This is a genomic window from Novosphingobium sp. SG707 (assembly GCF_012275515.1).
Classification (GTDB): domain Bacteria; phylum Pseudomonadota; class Alphaproteobacteria; order Sphingomonadales; family Sphingomonadaceae; genus Novosphingobium.
In genome coordinates this window covers 1-17460 of sequence record NZ_JAAZQL010000012.1, presented here as the reverse complement: position 1 = coordinate 17460, position 17460 = coordinate 1, and the positions used below count along the sequence as shown (strand labels likewise).

Genomic DNA, 17460 nt, shown 5'->3' with positions numbered 1-17460 from the left:
TGTTCACTGACATGAACTGTCTCCTTGAACACCGGCACGCTGCATGGCCGAAACATAGAGCTGAGCCAGACGCCCCCATCCGGCCACATCCAGAAAACGTTCCTTCAAAACGGCGGCCTGCGCCTGACGCCCGGCGCGGGGGATGGCCGCAAATGCCGTGATGGCCTGGGCGATCGCCTCCGCATCGGCAACAGGCGCCACATCGGGCCATGGCGCGTCGCCCATATCCACATTGGGCACGCCCACATTGGGCGTGCGGATCAGGGGAATGCCGTTGGAAACCGCCGTTACCGCCACCCCGCTTTGCGAATCAAAGCCGACATAAGGGCACAGCATGGCATCCACCTGCGAAAGGATTATAGGCAAATCCTCATCGGCGATAAAGCGCGCCTGGACGTCGAATCCGTGCTGGTCGTCGGGAATTTCGGCAAGGCACGCCTGCGCATAGGCCGCATCTTCGCGTCGGGGCGCACCGGCGATGCGCAATTCCACATCCAAGCCTTGTTCGCGCAATTTGCGCACGGCCCGAATCGATTCCAGCACCTGCTTGTTAGGCCGGATCGACCCGAACACCAAAAGACGCAGCGAGCGCTCCGGTCCATCCGGCGCCCGCAAATGCTCGACCGCGAAGGGGCCGTGGAAAAGCGTGACAATCCGCTTTTCAGGCACACCGGCCTCCTCGATCAGGCGGCGTGTCTGCTCGGCATTGTTGGTGACGACCAGATCAAAGCGGCGATAGGCCCAGCGATAGATATAGCGTTCGAGCCAGTGCAGACGAGCCGGGAAACGCATCGTGTGCGGATAGAAATCATGGAGATTGAGGATCGCCCTGGCGCCTTTCAATTTGGCCGCGATCAGGGGAGCCAGGCTGACCGGCAATGTGGGCGTCAAATGGATGAGGAGAAAAGGCTGGCGTTTGCCCGCCCGTTTCAACACCTCCTGCCCGATCCTCAAAGAGGACCGACAGAGCGCCGCAATCTTGTCGCTGCGCCGGGAGCCGGTGGGCAAGGCCAGCCCAACCGTTTCCGACACGGCAATGCCATATTGCTGGGGCGGCGTCACAAAGGTCACGCAAAGCCCGGCTTGTTCAAGGGCATTGGCCAATTCAACCGAAAAGCGGCCCAGCCCAGAGCCCGGAACCTCCGTGGCAACCAGCAAAGGGAATGGCTTAGGCACTGCGCTTGATCTCCTGTATGGGATTGCGAAAATCCCGCTTAACCTTTGAACGTCAGCGTCATGGCAAAGCCGCTCAGGCCCTGCGCAAAGCCAGGGTGGCGAGTATGATCAAAGAAGCGGCCAATTCCGTTGCCGAACCGACGGCGATCGCGGGTCCGAAACCCCAACGGCTCCAGACGTAATAGCGTGCGCCATTGGCGAGGAAATAGCCGGTGACCGTAATCACGGTGTAGATACGGACCGCGCCGCGCGCAAAACTGAGTCGGCTGAGCATCATATTCGTGCCCTGCGCCACCAGCCAAAGCGAGTAGCTGGGAATAAGGCCCGCCAGCAGCAGGCCGTTTGATGAATGGGTCAACCCCGCGATGAAACGGGAAAAGAGCGACAGCGAAAGGGCCACGCCGCCCAATCCCATCATCGTGAGCGAGGCTACCTTCACCAGATAGGCGCGCTGTTCACCCTCGGGGATTTTGGTCATCCGCACCATGACGACATTGGACATGGGATTTACGACCAAGCCATTGGCGGTCAGCGCGATCCTCTGCGCAAGGGAACCGGCCGAGGCGACCCCGACGCCCGATGACGAGGCAAGAAACAGAACCACCGCCTGCGTGGCCAGGAAACCCAATGTCTCGATACTGGCATAGGCCAGCATGGGCAGGAAACGCTTGCGCACCGAAAGCATCAGATCCGCCTTGGTCGCTTGGTCCGGGATGGGCGCCGCGGCATGGCCCTGACTGTCATGACGAAGGGCGCGCAGGCCATATAATGCCGCGATCAGCGCGGCGGTCGAGAAAGCCGATGTCAGCGCGATCCCCGCCGAGTGCCGGAACAGCAGGGCAGCAACTCCGAGCAGCGCGACAAACCCCAGATTGTTGGCAAACAATATGGATTGCGCCCGGATGAAACGCCCCTTTGCATTGGAAACGGTAGAGCAGAAACAAAACAGGGCAACCATCACGCAGGACATGGACATCAGCGCGAGCGAGAATGCTGAAATGCCACTGGAGGCATTGCTGTATCCCATCGCCAGCGTCACCGCGAACATGCACGCGGCAAGAATACCGGCGCAGGCAAGCAGGAACTTCAGAGTGAGCGCGCGGCAAAGGCGCTCATCAGGGGCATCCTTGCCGTTGACCCACGCAATATAGGACGTGGCAAAGGGCCCGGTGATGAAAGTCATCAGATAGGTGGGCGTGGCTGCCAACTGATAAAAGGCGTCCGTGATGCGGGAAAAGCCGAAGCCCACGGCAATGATCAGTTCACGCAGGAAACCGATGCCCCGCGAAACGATCGTAAAACCGAAAACACCCGCAATATGACCACGCTTTCGGCCAGAACTCATGGAGCGCCAACCTTGCGCGCGCCCGACGGCCGGCTGCGGTCCCCAGCCCCTTGCCCGCTGCGGGAACGGCGGTTGGCGGCTGGGCCGGTCTTGAGCGGGATGGCTTCGTCAAGGCGCGGAAGGCTCAGCGCCACCGTGATCATCACCACCGCGTCCAGCGCGCCTTCGGCATAAGAGAACAGGCCCGAGATTTCGAACATCCCGCGCAGCAGCATGAAGAGCAATGCGATCAGAACAATCAGGCGGCGCTGAAACGGCACCTTGCCACCGGCATAGATCGCGGCGGCAAACAGCAGGGTATAGGAAAGAAACAGCCCCAGAAAGCCCACCGCGCCGCGCTCGGTCAAGATATTGAGCCAGGTGTTATGGACCCCGCCGCCCTGAAGCGAATACAACGCCGTGCGCTCCCAATAGATGGTCATATGCGCCTGCGACAGATTCGAACGAATTACATCCGTATAGGTGCGGACGCCGGTGCCAAACAGGGGGTTTTGCCAGAAGCTGGCCATAGCGATCTGCCAGAGGGCTGCGCGCCCGGCCAGTGCCTCGGCAGCCTTTGAATGGGCAATGTTCTGGATTTGCGAGAGGAATACCGCCAGCACCAAGGCCCACGACCCCGCCGCAAACATCCATGTGCGCAGCAAAGAACGGTCAAACAATTCCCTGGGCCGCCAGGTGGCCAGCGCCCATGCGCCGCCCGCCGCGAGGATCAAGGCCGCCACGGGCGCGCGGGCCGTGAGGAAGAACGAACTGATGGCCAGCAGGACCGCCGTTGCGATCAGGACACGGCGGTTCATCAGTTCGTCCCGAAAGCATCCCAGCACCGCAACAAGACCTGCGAAGCAAATCGCATTCGAGCCAAAACCGGCCTGATAGCTCTGCGCCTTCAATTCGCGCGCAGCCTTGAAAGACCAGCCATGGGAAAGAACCGGCAGCGTTTCAACCAACGAGGCCGCCAATGCCAGCATGGCGCAGGTTATCAGCGTCCAGAAGCACATGCGGCGGATGGGATGATTGTACGAACTGCCGAAAACCAGAGCGCCAAGGCCGACGATGAAAGCCTGCTTGAACAGGTCCGCAAGAGAGGCGAGGTCGCGGTGCGCCAGCAGGCTGATCGCGGTCACGGCAAGCCATGGTGAAAAGATCACGGTAAAACGAACCATGTCCTGCCGATTGGGGGACATGGCCATACAGGCGATCATCAGCAGGACAATGCCGAGGCGCCAGATGGCCCCGGACAATGTTTCCTGAATTCCCATGGTCTGCACAACAAGGCTGCCCACAAGCATCAGGCCGATGAAGATTCCGAAGAGGGATTCGGGCGCAAAGGGTTTTGAACGCATCCGGCCGCGCGCGGCGGGCCCCAAACCCGATGGCAATGGTAGGGCATCAGCGGTTCGCCGGGAATTCTGCAAAGCCATTGGTTCCACCTTAATTTTTATCCCGAAGCGAGTCTTTTCGACGCCTGGAACAGCCCAACAAACCGCCGGCACCCCTGCATATCCGAAGGGCAGTTCTCGGATATGCATGCCCCGCCATGGCCACTCGGCTATTCTGCAAGAACCTTGAATGCAGTGAGCTTCCGAATGTCGACCCGATATGTCGCTGCAATGCAAAAGAGGCCCTTGATTGGTGCAAGGTAATACCCCCACCCATTCAATTTAAGAATACCCCCCACCGACCTATCTTATCCGATTTGGGCTAAATTGGTGCATCCGGCGTTCCATCGGGGACTGTCCGAGACGCAGGGAATTGGAGGGCAATTGCGCCATATGGACCGGAAAATTCATCCCAAGACATAAGCAGCCGAAATGAATTCAAGAACATCGCGACAAGGGGGCGGAATTATGCCGCATAGCGCAGAGCCGGGCCGAGGGCGCGCAGCCCACGCCGCTGGGACACGCTTCTGCCAAGGTTTCAACACAAGCAGCCCATGCTGCGATGCAGCACAGCCGCTCGACAACAGGCCTTTCACGCCCGGCGCCAACGCATTTCTAGATCAGATATCGATCCATCAGCGTTCCGGTTTTCCGGCCACGCAAGCTAAAGGGGGGGGGAAGAACACGCCGCCACAATCGGAAAACCTTCACCCGGTCGGACGGCCACAGGGCGCTTTTGCTATTCCACCCGGCATCCCGAAGTTTCACTGGGAATTTACATGAACAAGAATCTCTCGGTCTATATCGATTTTCTTCGAACCATTGCCGCCATGGGAGTTTTTCTTGGTCATGCGCGTGGCTGGATGTTGCCGGGTATGCCCGTTCTGATCGGGGCCCAGGCTTCACAATGTGTGGCAGTGTTTTTTGTTCTTTCAGGTTTCGTGATTGCTTTTGTGACCGATGGCAAGGAAGTGCATTGGCAAACCTATGCCCGTGCGCGTGCTCTGCGCATGTATTCGGTCACGCTTCTGGCCTTGCTGGTCGGCATCGCCTGCGATTCCATCGGATATGGCACCGCACCCGAACTTTACACCCGGCTTGAGGATTTCAAGACATCGGCAAACTTTGTCGATTACTTCACCTACTTCACATTCACCAATCAGGTTTGGTGGAACAATCGCTGGATCGGGTCCAATCAGGCTTTCTGGTCGCTCGGTTACGAGGTTCCCTACTACTTTCTGTTTGGCTTGGCCGTGTTTCTGAAAGGGTGGCCTCGGCGGATCGGCTTGGCGTTGGCCTGCGTGGCCATTGGGCCTCGGGTTGTTGCCTATGCGCCCCTATGGCTCCTTGGTGTCGGCACCTATTCCTATATCAAACAGCGCGAGCGGACGGGCGCCGCCGCGCGACGCCGTTTCGGCGGCGCCCTGATTGCGGCCAGTCTGATCCTTTATTGCGCCGTTCGATTTGTTCTGCTGCGCAAGGTGGACAACATATTCTATGCCAATGGCCTCATGCCTTTTGCGCGATCATGGGTACATTTCCATCTGATCGGCATTGCCATTGCGATGAACATCATTGGTTTCCACGCCTTCGCCGGAGAACGCAAGTTCTGGCCCGAATGGCTGACAAGAGCCATCCGCTGGATAGCCGGGGGCAGCTTCACACTCTATCTGGTCCATTTTCCGCTGATGATGCTCAGCCTGGCCCTGTTTCCGGCCATTATGCATCAGCCGGTGCTGGCCGTTCTCGATATGGTGCTTGTACTTGTTGCCGCCTTCGCTCTGGCCGAACTGGGCGAGCGCCGGAAAAAGCAATTGCAGCGCCTGTTTCCCCTCAACCACAGTCACCTCTAAATCAGGAGCTTCATCTTGCTTTTGAAACTGCGCCGTTACGCCATGCGCCTGAAAAAGTGGTCACGCTATGCGATGGGCAACAGCTATCAACACGTGCCGCAGGGGATCGGCCGGGCCTTTGCCCCGGGCAAGCTGGAAGGCTATTACAATGACCTGACCGGCAAAGCGCGCTGGACCGGCAACACGGGGCGCCACGGTGTGCCCACGGTCAAGACCGATACAAACCCGGCCTATGAAATGCCGATCGTGATTTTTCAATGGGCCTTGGGCAATTGGGACAGCGTCCTCTTGGGAGAAATCAGCGATGGCCGCGACCGGCTGATGGCAGCCGCGCGCTGGGCTCATGAGAATATGGACGAGAAAGGAGGGTGGGAATGCTGGCGCGATTTGCAACGCCCGACCATTTCCTATTACTCCGCCATGGCCCAGGGCGAAGGCCTGTCGGTGCTGGCCCGCGCCGCCCTGATCGATCCGGATGGCCCGTGGCTGGCCACCGCAAAGCGCGCGTATGATTTCCTGCTGAACTCCGGCCGCGAAGGGCTGACAAGGCAATTTGGCGATATTGTCGCCTTGGAAGAATATCCGGGTGACAGCTTTCCCAGCGTTCTCAATGGGTGGATCTTTTCGCTCGTCGGCATCTATGATCTGGGTATTATTTCCGGCGACGAAGGCATTCAGGCCAAGGCCAAGGATCTCGCCGGGAGCGTTTCCAAAGCCCTTCCCCTTTACGACACGGGATATTGGTCGACCTATGATATAGGCAAGAATATCACCAGCCCGTTTTATCACGATTTGCACGTGGCCCAGCTGCGCGCTCTGGCGATGCTGTTTCCCGCACAGGCCGATAATTTCAATCGGACGGCCGACCGGTTTGAAGCCTACAGCAAGAAGCGGATCAATCGCGCAAGGGCAATTGTCGTCAAGATCTGTCAGAAACTGGCCCAACCGCAAGTGGGCGAGATGGAATGACGAACCGCTAGACGCCATTCCGATGTCCAGCAGTCTATAAGGATAGAATTATTCCTGCGCCGCCACGACCTGAACACAGCGTGGCGGCGCGCGCACTGCGGATAGGCGGTATAGGACAGGTCTGAATTGTTCAGATCGTGTCCCCCGGCGTGGTGTAACTGGGGTTTGAGGTGGTCACCGTGATTTTCGGATAGGCTTGGGTTGCGAAGCTCAAACCATTCGGAAGGACCACGATGACCGATCCCATGATGCACCTGCGCGCGCTGGTGGAAAAGGCCCCGGACGCGGATATTTTGCGCGACATGATTTCCTTTGCCGCCGAGCGGCTGATGGAGATAGAGGTCGGCAATCTGACCGGAGCTGACCATGGCGAGAAATCCGCCACGCGCCTCGTCCAGCGCAACGGCTATCGCGAGCGCGACTGGCAGACCCGCGCCGGGACGGTCGAACTGCGCATCCCGAAATTGCGCAAGGGCAGCTACTTTCCCGGCTTTCTGGAGCCACGCCGGATGGCGGAGAAGGCGCTGACGGCGGTGATCCAGGAGGCCTATATCCATGGCATATCAACGCGCTCGGTCGATGAGCTGGTCAAGGCGTTGGGGATGGACGGCATCTCGAAGAGCCAGGTGAGCCGCCTGTGCGAGGACATCGACGAGCGCATCCACGCCTTTCTGGATCGCCCGATCGAGGGCGACTGGCCGTACCTGTGGATCGACGCGACCTATGTGAAAGTGCGTCAAAACGGTCGCATCGTCTCGGTCGCCGTCATCATCGCGGTGGGCGTCAACAGCGACGGGCGCCGCGAGGTGCTGGGCATGGACATCGGCGCTTCCGAGGCCGAACCCTTCTGGACAGCCTTCCTGCGCAAGCTGGCATGCCGGGGCCTGCGCGGGGTCAAGCTGGTCATCTCCGACGCGCACGAAGGGATCAAGGCGGCGGTTTCGAAGTTGCTGTGCGCCAGTTGGCAGCGCTGCCGGGTACACTTCATGCGCAACGCCCTTGCGCACGCTGGCAAAAGCGGCAGGCGCGTCGTCTCGGCCTTCATCGGCACGGCCTTCGCCCAGGACACGCCCGAGGCCGCCAGCCAGCAATGGCGCTCCGTCGCCGACCAGATGCGCCCAAAGCTCCCGAAACTGGCGACCTTGATGGATGAAGCCGAGCCTGATGTGCTGGCCTACATGACCTTTCCCAAGGAGCATCGCGCCAAGCTGCACAGCACGAATCCCATCGAGCGCCTCAATGGCGAGATCAAGCGCAGGACAGAGGTCGTTGGCATCTTCCCGAACGAGGCTGCCATCACCCGGCTGATCGGGGCAATCCTCATGGAGCAGTCAGACGAGTGGGCCGTTCAGCGCGGGCGCTACATGTCTCTTGAAACTATGGCGCCGGTGAGCGACAATCCCATCGTCATGCTCTCGGCCGTTCCCGGAACATGACCGGCCCTGGCTGACGCCGGATGACGCGGGGATCGACCCCAGTTACACCACGCCGGGGGACACGATCAATTGTTCAGACTGTTCGATAGGACGTGAACGGCTTGAACAAGCGCGCAAGCTGGCGATGCGACAAAGAAAGCATGTCCATTTCAGCGTAAAATCCTTGTGACGCTTTCCATTTATGGAATTTCATTAACTGGATTTGGGAAGACATCTGTTAAGCATATATTGCGCCCATACCGAATGGCGTGGAGGCTCCGTCCTATTAGAAATGAGAGCGTGTTGGCCACCCTCACACCGTGACGATATTCGACAGACCGGAAATTTACAAATTAATACAATAGCCTGAAAAAATTGCGATCGGAATTGCCCCATAATGCGGCGCAAATCCGCCTCCGCTTCCCTCAAACTCCATACCGTCCGATCGCAGAGAAGCGGGCCAAAATCAAAGCATCCATCTCCGATCTTTGCCCGAAGGAATACCCAATCCCTTCGTTAAGACTATCTCCAACCAATTCGCGCAGAAGTGTCCTAAGCCCAGCAAGCAAAGGTTAAGCGATGCGCCCGAACATGAAAGTCACGGCCCCTGCCCCGCAGGCGCGCCCTTGCGATGCATCGCCGGTTCAAGACAGGCCGGAGGGCCGCCCCCGGTTGTTTCTGTTTCCCTTGAGGGACGACCCAATGGCCCATATCAAGCCTTGGCCCGCGCCCATGCGGATTGCATTTCTGGGCGCATGCACGTTGCTGGGCTGGTCGGCTCCAGTCTATCTCTGGCTTTCGCGTTAATTGTTCAAACGCGCACAACGTCTCCTGCCGCCATGGCCGAAGTCAATATGGCCGGTGATCCGCCATCAAGACGTGCGGCGCTGAGCATACCCGTCATATAGGCCCCCGTGTCCAGATTGAGGCGCCCGGCCTGCAGGTCGCTCCGCTCAACAGGCGTATGGCCATGCACGACGAAATGGTCGAAGTCATATTCGGCGTTCAGGAATTCCTTGCGGATGCCCAAAAGATCGCCCCTCGCCTGTTGGTCAAGCGGAACGCCGGGGCGGATACCGGCGTGGACGAAGAGCGTCTTTCCATAAAGGACAAACAATTCCATGCTCTTGAGCAGATCCAGATGGGACGACGGCACAGTTGCGGCGAAAGCTTCACGCGCCGCGTTCCATCCGTCGACATCATGGTCATTGGTTGGCACCGTCACGCCATAGGATTCCATGGTGGTCCGCCCGCCATAGCGCGCCCAGCCCCGTCCCGAGGTTTCGCCCGCCAGAAAATCAAGCATGGCTTCTTCGTGATTGCCCAGCAGCAGCCGTAATTCGAACGGGCCTTCGGCCCCCAATCGCACCAGACGATCCAGAACCTGCGGCGATTGACGGCCACGATCAATATAATCGCCCAGCATGACCAGAACCGGCGGATCGGGATATTCCGCAGCTCTGAATTGCAGATCATCGCCGATCCGGTCCAGCACGCGGGCCAGAAGATCATCGCGCCCGTGGACATCGCCAATCGCATAGATCAGCCGACCGCCCGTGTCCGGCAGACCGGATTCGGTTGAGGAGGGCTCAAAAATCATCCGTCATTTTCTCCGTTTCTGGTCGATTTGTGGGGTGGGCTGTCGTGTTGCCGCCCCTTTCGCCGCCCCGTCTGGATCGCTCGATCAGGATCATGCTGGACAACAGGCAGGTGATGGGATTCACCGCCGTCAGCAGGGCGCCTTCGAACGTATACCAGATGACCAGCACAATGGCGAGCCGCAGGTGCGGCGGGCGGTCGAACATGGAATACAGGAAGTAGGCGTAGAACAGCAGGCCGGGCAGAAGGCCATATTCCACGATTGCCTTGGCAATGGGCCAGAATTGGTGGTTGTTCACCTTCTCAATCTGGCCCGCACCAATGCCGCTGTAGAATGAGCCGGTGCGGTCGAGGGATTGCATGATGCGGTCAAACGGTTCGATGAAGCGGTGATTGGCGCTGCCACCCGCTTTATGGAATTCCGTGACGCGCCCGCCGACCATATCGATCCAGCCCAGATGAGCCGCCAAACCGGCCACCATCAGCAATACCAGGGTCACCAGCAGCGCATTGCGCAGCGGCATACGCCCCATCACCAAAGGCAGCGAGACCAGCAACAGCAAGAGCCCGGTTCCCGCAAAGGTGGCAAACAGGGCGGCGGAGAAATAGACGATCCGCTTGACCCGGCGGAAGATCAGGATTTCGATCAGCAGCGCCAGCGCGATATATTGCGAAAGGAACGACACTTCGAGGAAGACGAAGGCCTGCGGCTTGTTCAGGCGCGCTCCCCAGGCAATGGGTTGCAGATAGGTGAAATTGGGAACCAGCATCCCCTCCGGCAGCAATTTATAAGGATTGGGCCAGCTCTGTGGCCCGGCCACCAATTGCATGGCATGCTGAAGGAATTCCAATCCCGCCAACGCGATCATCAACACGCTGAACATGTCGAGGCAGCGCCGGAAATTGGCCTCCGTTGTCTGGAACGAAAAGATGAACGGCGTATAGAGCGCCACCAGCAAGGCAAGGCTGGCAATCGAATAAGTGTCGGCAAAGATCGATGTGGAAAGGCCCACCGTCGCCACAAAAAGAAAATAGAGGACCAGCCGCCAGGGGTTGATCTTGGGCGGAACGAACCAGCACAAGACCGCGAGGCTGATGAAAGAGACCGGAATGGCCAGCGGAATAACGGCGTCATCCGTGATCGGCAGCCCGATGCATTGGAACACCGTCACCGACACGGCAATGATCGAAAAGGCGATGAATATGGCCCGGTCGCGCAGGCGGGCCTGTTCATCGCCCGTGCTGCGCGGGGCCTGTTTGGCGAAAGGTTGCGCGGTCAAACCCAGCGCGGCCCGGCGCGCCTCCAGTTTGGCGTCGAAGTCAGAGCTGCCATCAACCATAGGGTGTCAGATCCTTTATGACGAGATACGAACGGATCAACGGGCGCTTTGCTCGTCAGGCGAAGGTTCGGCCCTCACCGAATTCGCCGGCAACCAAATCGTATAAGTCTTGCTTGTGAAGATTGCCTCTGAAATGCCCGAAGCCACCCCAAAAAGGCTGTATGCGATCGATAAAATCATCGATGCCGGCTTAAATTTTAGCAGGTATGCTATGTAAATTACCAAAATTCCGCCCAATGTGAGAAACCCAACTTTCTCAAAACCAATCAAAAGAGCCAGTATCCAAAGAATGGAAAGCCCTGTGATCATGACGAATAGCGGCATGAACCATTTGAGCACGCGATGGGAAATATAGCTGTAAAGGCGGAGCGAAGACATTTTGCGCAACTGCGGCCACAAGGTACGGTGCACGTTCCATGCCTGACAGGCGATACGCCGCTTGCGGTTGAACTCTTCGCCCGCCAGGGCAGCCGAACGTTCGTAAACCACCACCGAATCCACCGAAATGATGCGCTTCTCGGCAATCAGAACGCCCAGACTGACATACAGATCGTCGATCAGATGCGGCGGCGGGGCCTGATACAGCGAACGGCGGATCATGAACATCGCGCCGTCGACCCCCACCAGACCAACGGTCTGGCTTTCGATGCGCTTGATCGCCTCCTCGATCTCCCAATAGGCCGCGCCGCTCTTGCTGGTGACGGATTCCTCGGAGTTGTTGTAGCGCAACCGGGCGCTGGTCAGCCCGACGGAGGGATCGCGGAACGGTGCTGACAATCCGACAAGAGCCTCATCGCCCGAAACCACATTGGCGTCGGTGAACATCAGCAGGTCGCTGTCGGTCTGGGAAACAAGATGGGTCATGCCCCAGGTCTTGCCGCGCCGTTCCTTGGACAGGACGATGTTGGCACGGTCCTGATAAGCCGCAAGGATCTGAGGCGTGGAATCACTCGCGCCATCCACAAAGACATTGACCGAAACGGCGCCCGGATAGGCCGCCGCCATCGCCAAAAGTGAGTCCATTTTGACCGCAATTACCCGCTCTTCGTTAAAAACGGACATGCAAATGGCCACCGAAGGCACCCGATCCCCCGTCCTCTTCTGTTGATCCCCATCGGGCAGGGGCTGCTTGCGGGCGAGCAGGAGACTCAGGGGGTAGGTAATGAACGGATGTATCCCAAGGAGTATTGAGGCAGCCGCTATGATAAAGGCAGTGATCAGCACCCTGAGTTCACCTCGATAAAGGATGGTCCTGAACAGCGGCTCAGCACAGCATTCAGACCGGTGGCCCAATTTACGGCACAAACCCAGCCCAGGACAAACACCGCATCATCCATGTTCGATCTATAATCGAAACCGGCATCGGCATTTTGTGATAGGTGATGTCCACATGTCCGAAATGCGGCCCATCCCCTAACGCACTCTGCACAGTGCTTTTGCAAAAGGTGACGGTAATTCCATGCGTAGAAACAGTAATCGTCCGCGCGCCAAAATCGCGATTGCTCTGGCCATTGGTACAAGTCTGCTCTGGCAGGCTCCGACCCATGCAGAAACTTCGTTGCCACAATCCGCTTCTCTGCAGGATTACCACCTTGGCCCCAATGACCGGATTTCGCTTTCGGTCTATGGCGAAGACGAAATTTCGCGGGAATATGTGATCAGCCCGACCGGCATGATCTCGGTGCCCCTGATCGGCGAGGTCGAGGCCAAGGGCCTGACGGTCGAGCAGTTGCGCGGCGAAATTCAGCGGCGCCTTGCCGCAGGCTTTGTAAACAATCCGACGATCTCGCTCATGATCACCGGATATCGCAACTTCTATATCCTGGGCGAAGTGGGGCGGCCGGGTGAATATGCTTATACTGTCGGGCTGACCGTGACCCAGGCGGTGGCCGAGGCAGCGGGGTTTACCTATCGCGCGGCCAAGCGCTATGTCTATATCCGGCACGAGGGCGAGACCGAGGAAAAGAAGGTCCAGCTGTCGCCCGACATGAAGGTCCTGCCCGGTGACACCATCCGCTTTGGCGAGCGCTATTTTTGAGCGACGCAGAGCGATCCGGCCCTTGGCTTAGAGCAGCGACTGAGAGCGAAATGAAAGACAGCCAGCCCCATCGGGCACGATTCCGTCCGCACTGGATGGGTTTTGGAGCGACTGTTCTGGCATTGCTGGCGCCTGTGCCAGCCATGGCGCAGGATTCCGGCGATTTTCTCGGTTCGGACATCCCCTTCAACCTGAAGGCCAGCCAAGGCTATGCTGTCCGTGATCGCCCCCATACTGAACTGGAGCCGCTTGGGCTGCATGTCGGTTCCTTCGTGTTCTTTCCCGCCGCCTCGGTGGGCGCGGGCTACAGCACGAACGTGTACGGCCAGACCCGCAATACCGTGGGCGATGCCTATGTCACGTTCAACCCGCAGGGAACGCTGACCAGCCAGTGGAATCGCCACCAGCTGGAATTCAGCGGCAGCGCCGGTCTGAAACAATTCGCGACGCAAACGGTGCGAAGCGAGGCCGCCTATTCGCTTCAGGCCACCGGGCGGATAGATCTGGGTGCGGATCAGAGCAATATCGTGGCGCTGATCCATCGCGGGCGCGCTTTCGAAGCCCAGAATTCAGGTTCATTCCCCCAGAATTCGGCCGGAACGATAGGTTATAACCAGACCGACGCCACCGTGCGGGGCACTTTTGTCCTGAACCGCCTGCGCTTCACAGTAAGCCAGAAGGTCAACGATCTGGAATATTCGGATGCGACCAGTTTGACCGGCAGCCTTTTGCCGCAACGGTTCCGCAACCGCACAGAGTACAATTCCGCGCTGCGCACCGAATTTGCCATCATGCCCAGCTTTGCCCTGTTTGGCGAAGGGGCCTATAATCAGGCCACCTATCACGTGGAAACGCCCAGCCAGCCGTTGCGCAGCAACCATACTGTGCGCCTCATCGGCGGGGGCAATTTCTCGATCGACAACCTGGTTCGCATCATGATCGGTGCCGGATATGAACAGCGCGATTACGACCTGTCCTATTACCGCCCGATCAGCGGCTTCACATTCGATGCACGCGCGCAATGGCTGGCGACCGAACTGACCACGGTCAACATTCAGGCCACCCGCAAGATCGAGGACGCGATCAATGCCCGTTCACCCGGCTATTTCGCCACAGCCGCGAAATTCCGTATCGACCACGAACTCCTGCGCTATGCCTTGGTCTATGCCGGCGTTGATTATGAGCGCGACGATTTCGTCGCCTTGTCGCGCAACGATACGCAGAAACAGTTTTCCGTCGGCGCGATCTATTCGATCAACCGCCATTTAAAGCTGATGCCATCGGTGACCTATCTCGACCGCAGCTCGGTGGGCGCCAATGCGGGCCAGAACTTCAAGGATCTGCGGCTTTTCACCAGCATCATGGCCCAATGGTAACGCCGGTGCGCCTTGCCTTCTCAGCAGGCGCAGACATCGGATTTGGACCATCGGATTTGCGGCATCGGATTTTCGAACGGGCAACGGTCGCTTCGGATCAGTCCGCACGAAAGCCCGGTTCGCGCCCATGACGCCTCTGAACGGCCGGAAGTGCGAAAGAGCATAAACTCACCTGACCCGCGCCCGGCATCCCACCTCTCGGCCGATGGTCGCGGGTGCTATCATGTAAGGTGTAATGATGAAGGTTGCCTACGTTAACAAACAGATACCTTTTGGCACAACCGACGCCTTCATTTTGCCCGAAGTGGCCGACCACCGGGCGCATGGCTGGGATGTCTGGTTTGCGCCGCTGGTGGATGGGCCGGTCCTGCATGACCGGGGCTTGCTGGATTACACAATCGGGGCGCCGGTCCTCTCTTTCGGCATCCTGACGGCGGCATTGGCGGAGACGCTGGCGCATCCTGCGCGCTCGCTGCACCTGATGGGTCAAATGTTGAGGGCCAGAAGCCTTAACCTGAAGCTGCGCAATCTTTATGTCTTTCCCAAGGGCCTGTGGCTGGGGCGACGCCTGCGCCGGGACGGGTTCGATCACGTACATATCCATTTTGCCGCCGCGCCGGCTACGATGGGTGTGGTGGCGGCCCATGTCGCAGGGGTGCCCTACAGCATGACCGCGCACCGCTTTGACATTGCCCTCAACAATCTGCTCGACTGGAAGGCCGGAGGCGCAACCTTTGTGCGCGCCATCGACGGGCCGGGCGCCGATGAAATCCGCACCAACGTCGGCCGCACGCCGATGAATCTGGAGGTGCTGCATATGGGCGTCCATGTGGCCGAAAGCCCGGCGCCCCGGCGGGCAGGACCGGCCATTCCGTTTCGTATGGCCATCGCCGCGCGTCTGGCGGGCAAAAAGGGGCATCCCTATCTGCTGGACGCGATGGCCGTTGCCAAAGCGCAAGGCGTGGATTGCGTGCTCGAAGTGTTCGGCGACGGGCCGATGATGGCGGAGTTAAAGGCCCAAAGTGACAGGCTCGGGCTGGTCGATTCCATTGTCTGGCATGGAGCAACCGCCCATGCCGCCCTGCTTGAGGCTTTGATGAGCGGCCGTTTCGATGCGGGCGTTCTGCCCAGCATCACCACCGACGATGGCGACAAGGAAGGGATTCCGGTCTTCCTGATCGAGGCCATGGGGGCCGGTCTGCCGGTTATCACCACGCCTAATGGCGGCATCGTGGAATTGGCCGGAGATGGGCACGGCATGCTGGTGCCCGAACGCGATGCAGAGGCGCTGGGCGCGGCCATCGTCAGGCTGGCCCATGATGAGCAGGAACGCGCGCGCCTGGCAGAAAGCGGGCGAGCGCATGTTCTGGCCGAATTTGAAGTTTCCATTTGCATGAAACGATTGCGACAGTTGATGACAGAGCGCACCCGGCCATCGACAGACAAACGGGCCTGAGCGAGGACGCCTGTGCGGGCGGCCAAGGTCATAACGAGAGGGTTAGGGACATATCCCTAAGAAAAACTCTCTGAATCGGTTCTAATAATGATCGGATAGAGCAAATATTCCGAATGAATGAACGGATTTCCGTCCTTTTCCGCGTGGCAAAGACTCCGGCGTGACTATACGATACCGCAATCGCAGCAATGGACTGGGATATGCGATCTGACTGCTCTGGGGCCAATGGTGCAAATCCGGCCTGATAGACGCGCTCGATCACCAATTATGAGGCTGTTGGCATGTTCATGTTTTGCGCTCTGCTGGCGATAATTCTGATATTCCTCTTTCTGTTCCCCTATACTGTCTACCCGTGGAGCCTGTCCTGGTTCCGCGAAAAACCTGTCCATATCGATCCCAATGCACCGCTGCCCAGCGCGACTTTCGTCTTCTCCGCCTATAATGAAGCGCGGGCCCTGCCGGGAAAGATCGAGAACCTGCGAGCGATCAAGGCGATGCACCCCGATATCGAGATCATCGCCTATTCGGATTGCAGCGCGGACAATACGCTCGACATCCTCAAGGCCAATGATGACATCATCCATGTAATGAGCGGCACCGAAAGAGCCGGCAAAGCCACCGGCATGCGCCACATGGTGGCAAAGGCCAAAGGCGAAGTCGTCGTGTTCACCGATGCCAATGTCATTCTTGACCCCCAGTCCATCACGCCTCTTCTGCGCTATTTCACCGACCCTTCGATCGGCGGGGTGGCGGGCACGCTGAAATATATCAACGAAGATGCCAGTTCGACGGCAAAGGTAGGCGGCCTCTATTGGCGCCTGGAAGAAATGATCAAGCGGCTGGAATCGCGCTCCGGGTCCATCATGGGCGCCGATGGCTCGATCTTTGCAACGCGGCGGTCGCTTTATCCGGTCGTGCCTGCGCATCTGCTGGATGATATGGTCACATCGATGAGCGTTACGTTTCACGGCAAGCGCCTGATCCATGCCACCGATGTGATCGCTTATGAAAAGAACGCTACGTCATCGAGCGATGAATTCCGGCGCAAGCGGCGCATCGCATGTCGCGCGTTCAACACGCACCGCCACCTTTGGTCGAGCATTTGCCAACATTACAATGGGCGCGACATCTACAAGTATGTCGCCCACAAATACATCCGCTGGCTTGGGCTTCCTGTGCTTGGGCTCAGCCTTGCCTTCCTGATGACCGCGCTGGTTCTGGCCGGGCAATATGCCTGGGCGGGCTTCGTGGCGGCCCTGACCATTGTCGCCATTGTTTTGGGCATGATGGATATCCCGCTGTTTCGCAGCGGTTATCAGATCTTTCTGTCCATCGTGGCCACTTTCTATGGCGTCATGGACTCGCTGCAGGGCAAGACCTATCAGACCTGGGCCCCCGCTGCGTCGCGCGATTAGGCTTAGAGCCGGATTCGAAAGTTTTTCATGCCCAGCAATAGGTTGCGGTTCTGCGGCTGACCATGCGGATGGAAGCGATGGTGGCCCATGCGGTTGAAG

13 protein-coding genes are annotated in these 17460 nt (G+C 58.7%); 7 read left to right on the top strand and 6 right to left on the bottom strand.

What is annotated here, in order from left to right; all coding sequences use genetic code 11:
- Positions 1–3 precede the first annotated feature (3 nt).
- The 3 genes from FHW92_RS22730 to FHW92_RS22720 form a co-directional block, all read right to left on the bottom strand.
- Positions 4–1176 (bottom strand): glycosyltransferase family 4 protein, encoded by a 1173-nt coding sequence (locus FHW92_RS22730; protein ID WP_168605582.1) that lies wholly within the window; start codon positions 1174–1176, stop codon positions 4–6.
- A gap of 73 nt (positions 1177–1249) precedes the next feature.
- A complete protein-coding gene (locus FHW92_RS22725) occupies positions 1250–2521 on the bottom strand; it encodes a hypothetical protein (protein ID WP_168605581.1) in 1272 nt (423 codons plus the stop codon).
- Positions 2518–3864: an O-antigen ligase family protein gene (locus FHW92_RS22720; protein ID WP_168605580.1), complete on the bottom strand. Its 1347-nt coding sequence runs from the start codon at positions 3862–3864 to the stop codon at positions 2518–2520. The genes FHW92_RS22725 and FHW92_RS22720 overlap by 4 nt, the downstream gene beginning before the upstream one ends.
- An 815-nt stretch (positions 3865–4679) precedes the next feature.
- On the opposite strand from FHW92_RS22720, the gene FHW92_RS22715 reads away from it, so the two are divergent.
- From FHW92_RS22715 to FHW92_RS22705, 3 genes are all read left to right on the top strand, one after another.
- A complete protein-coding gene (locus FHW92_RS22715) occupies positions 4680–5753 on the top strand; it encodes an acyltransferase (protein WP_168605579.1) in 1074 nt (357 codons plus the stop codon).
- Positions 5754–5768: 15 nt separating this feature from the next.
- Positions 5769–6722 carry a D-glucuronyl C5-epimerase family protein gene (locus FHW92_RS22710; protein WP_168605578.1) on the top strand — a complete coding sequence of 318 codons (954 nt, stop codon included), beginning with the start codon at positions 5769–5771 and terminating at the stop codon, positions 6720–6722.
- Between the two features lie 233 nt (positions 6723–6955).
- Positions 6956–8158 carry an IS256 family transposase gene (locus FHW92_RS22705; protein WP_168605577.1) on the top strand — a complete coding sequence of 401 codons (1203 nt, stop codon included), beginning with the start codon at positions 6956–6958 and terminating at the stop codon, positions 8156–8158.
- 790 nt (positions 8159–8948) lie between these two features.
- Here the strand turns inward: FHW92_RS22705 and FHW92_RS22700 are convergent.
- The 3 genes from FHW92_RS22700 to FHW92_RS22690 are packed head-to-tail and all read right to left on the bottom strand — an operon-like array spanning position 8949 to position 12300.
- Positions 8949–9737: a metallophosphoesterase family protein gene (locus FHW92_RS22700; protein WP_168605576.1), complete on the bottom strand. Its 789-nt coding sequence runs from the start codon at positions 9735–9737 to the stop codon at positions 8949–8951.
- On the bottom strand, positions 9727–11076 hold the full coding sequence (locus tag FHW92_RS22695) for a hypothetical protein (RefSeq protein WP_168605575.1): 1350 nt from the start codon (positions 11074–11076) through the stop codon (positions 9727–9729). The genes FHW92_RS22700 and FHW92_RS22695 overlap by 11 nt, the downstream gene beginning before the upstream one ends.
- Before the next feature lie 36 nt (positions 11077–11112).
- Positions 11113–12300, bottom strand: a complete 1188-nt coding sequence (locus FHW92_RS22690) for a glycosyltransferase (protein ID WP_168605574.1) — start codon at positions 12298–12300, stop codon at positions 11113–11115.
- Between the two features lie 235 nt (positions 12301–12535).
- On the opposite strand from FHW92_RS22690, the gene FHW92_RS22685 reads away from it, so the two are divergent.
- The 4 genes from FHW92_RS22685 (at position 12536) to FHW92_RS22670 (ending at position 17361) form a co-directional block, all read left to right on the top strand.
- Entirely contained in the window at positions 12536–13114 is a 579-nt protein-coding gene (locus FHW92_RS22685; protein ID WP_168605573.1) for a polysaccharide biosynthesis/export family protein, read from the top strand.
- A 143-nt stretch (positions 13115–13257) separates the two neighbouring features.
- Positions 13258–14490, top strand: coding sequence for an outer membrane beta-barrel protein (locus FHW92_RS22680; RefSeq protein ID WP_168605572.1), 1233 nt, complete (start codon positions 13258–13260; stop codon positions 14488–14490).
- A 235-nt stretch (positions 14491–14725) separates the two neighbouring features.
- The gene (locus tag FHW92_RS22675; RefSeq protein ID WP_210428663.1) at positions 14726–15946 is read left to right on the top strand and encodes a glycosyltransferase family 4 protein; all 1221 of its coding nucleotides are present in this window, start codon (positions 14726–14728) and stop codon (positions 15944–15946) included.
- Between the two features lie 281 nt (positions 15947–16227).
- On the top strand, positions 16228–17361 hold the full coding sequence (locus tag FHW92_RS22670; RefSeq protein WP_168605570.1) for a glycosyltransferase: 1134 nt from the start codon (positions 16228–16230) through the stop codon (positions 17359–17361).
- The last annotated feature ends 99 nt before the right edge of the window (positions 17362–17460 follow it).

Bases quoted from the DNA above. Each gene is read 5' to 3' on its own strand.
- FHW92_RS22695 (WP_168605575.1), bottom strand. From the start codon at position 11,076: ATGGTTGATGGCAGCTCTGACTTCGACGCCAAACTGGAGGCGCGCCGG.
- FHW92_RS22675 (WP_210428663.1), top strand. From the start codon at position 14,726: ATGATGAAGGTTGCCTACGTTAACAAACAGATACCTTTTGGCACAACC.
- FHW92_RS22700 (WP_168605576.1), bottom strand. From the start codon at position 9,737: ATGATTTTTGAGCCCTCCTCAACCGAATCCGGTCTGCCGGACACGGGC.
- FHW92_RS22725 (WP_168605581.1), bottom strand. From the start codon at position 2,521: ATGAGTTCTGGCCGAAAGCGTGGTCATATTGCGGGTGTTTTCGGTTTT.
- FHW92_RS22680 (WP_168605572.1), top strand. From the start codon at position 13,258: ATGGCGCAGGATTCCGGCGATTTTCTCGGTTCGGACATCCCCTTCAAC.
- FHW92_RS22720 (WP_168605580.1), bottom strand. From the start codon at position 3,864: ATGCGTTCAAAACCCTTTGCGCCCGAATCCCTCTTCGGAATCTTCATC.
- FHW92_RS22705 (WP_168605577.1), top strand. From the start codon at position 6,956: ATGACCGATCCCATGATGCACCTGCGCGCGCTGGTGGAAAAGGCCCCG.
- FHW92_RS22715 (WP_168605579.1), top strand. From the start codon at position 4,680: ATGAACAAGAATCTCTCGGTCTATATCGATTTTCTTCGAACCATTGCC.
- FHW92_RS22670 (WP_168605570.1), top strand. From the start codon at position 16,228: ATGTTCATGTTTTGCGCTCTGCTGGCGATAATTCTGATATTCCTCTTT.
- FHW92_RS22685 (WP_168605573.1), top strand. From the start codon at position 12,536: ATGCGTAGAAACAGTAATCGTCCGCGCGCCAAAATCGCGATTGCTCTG.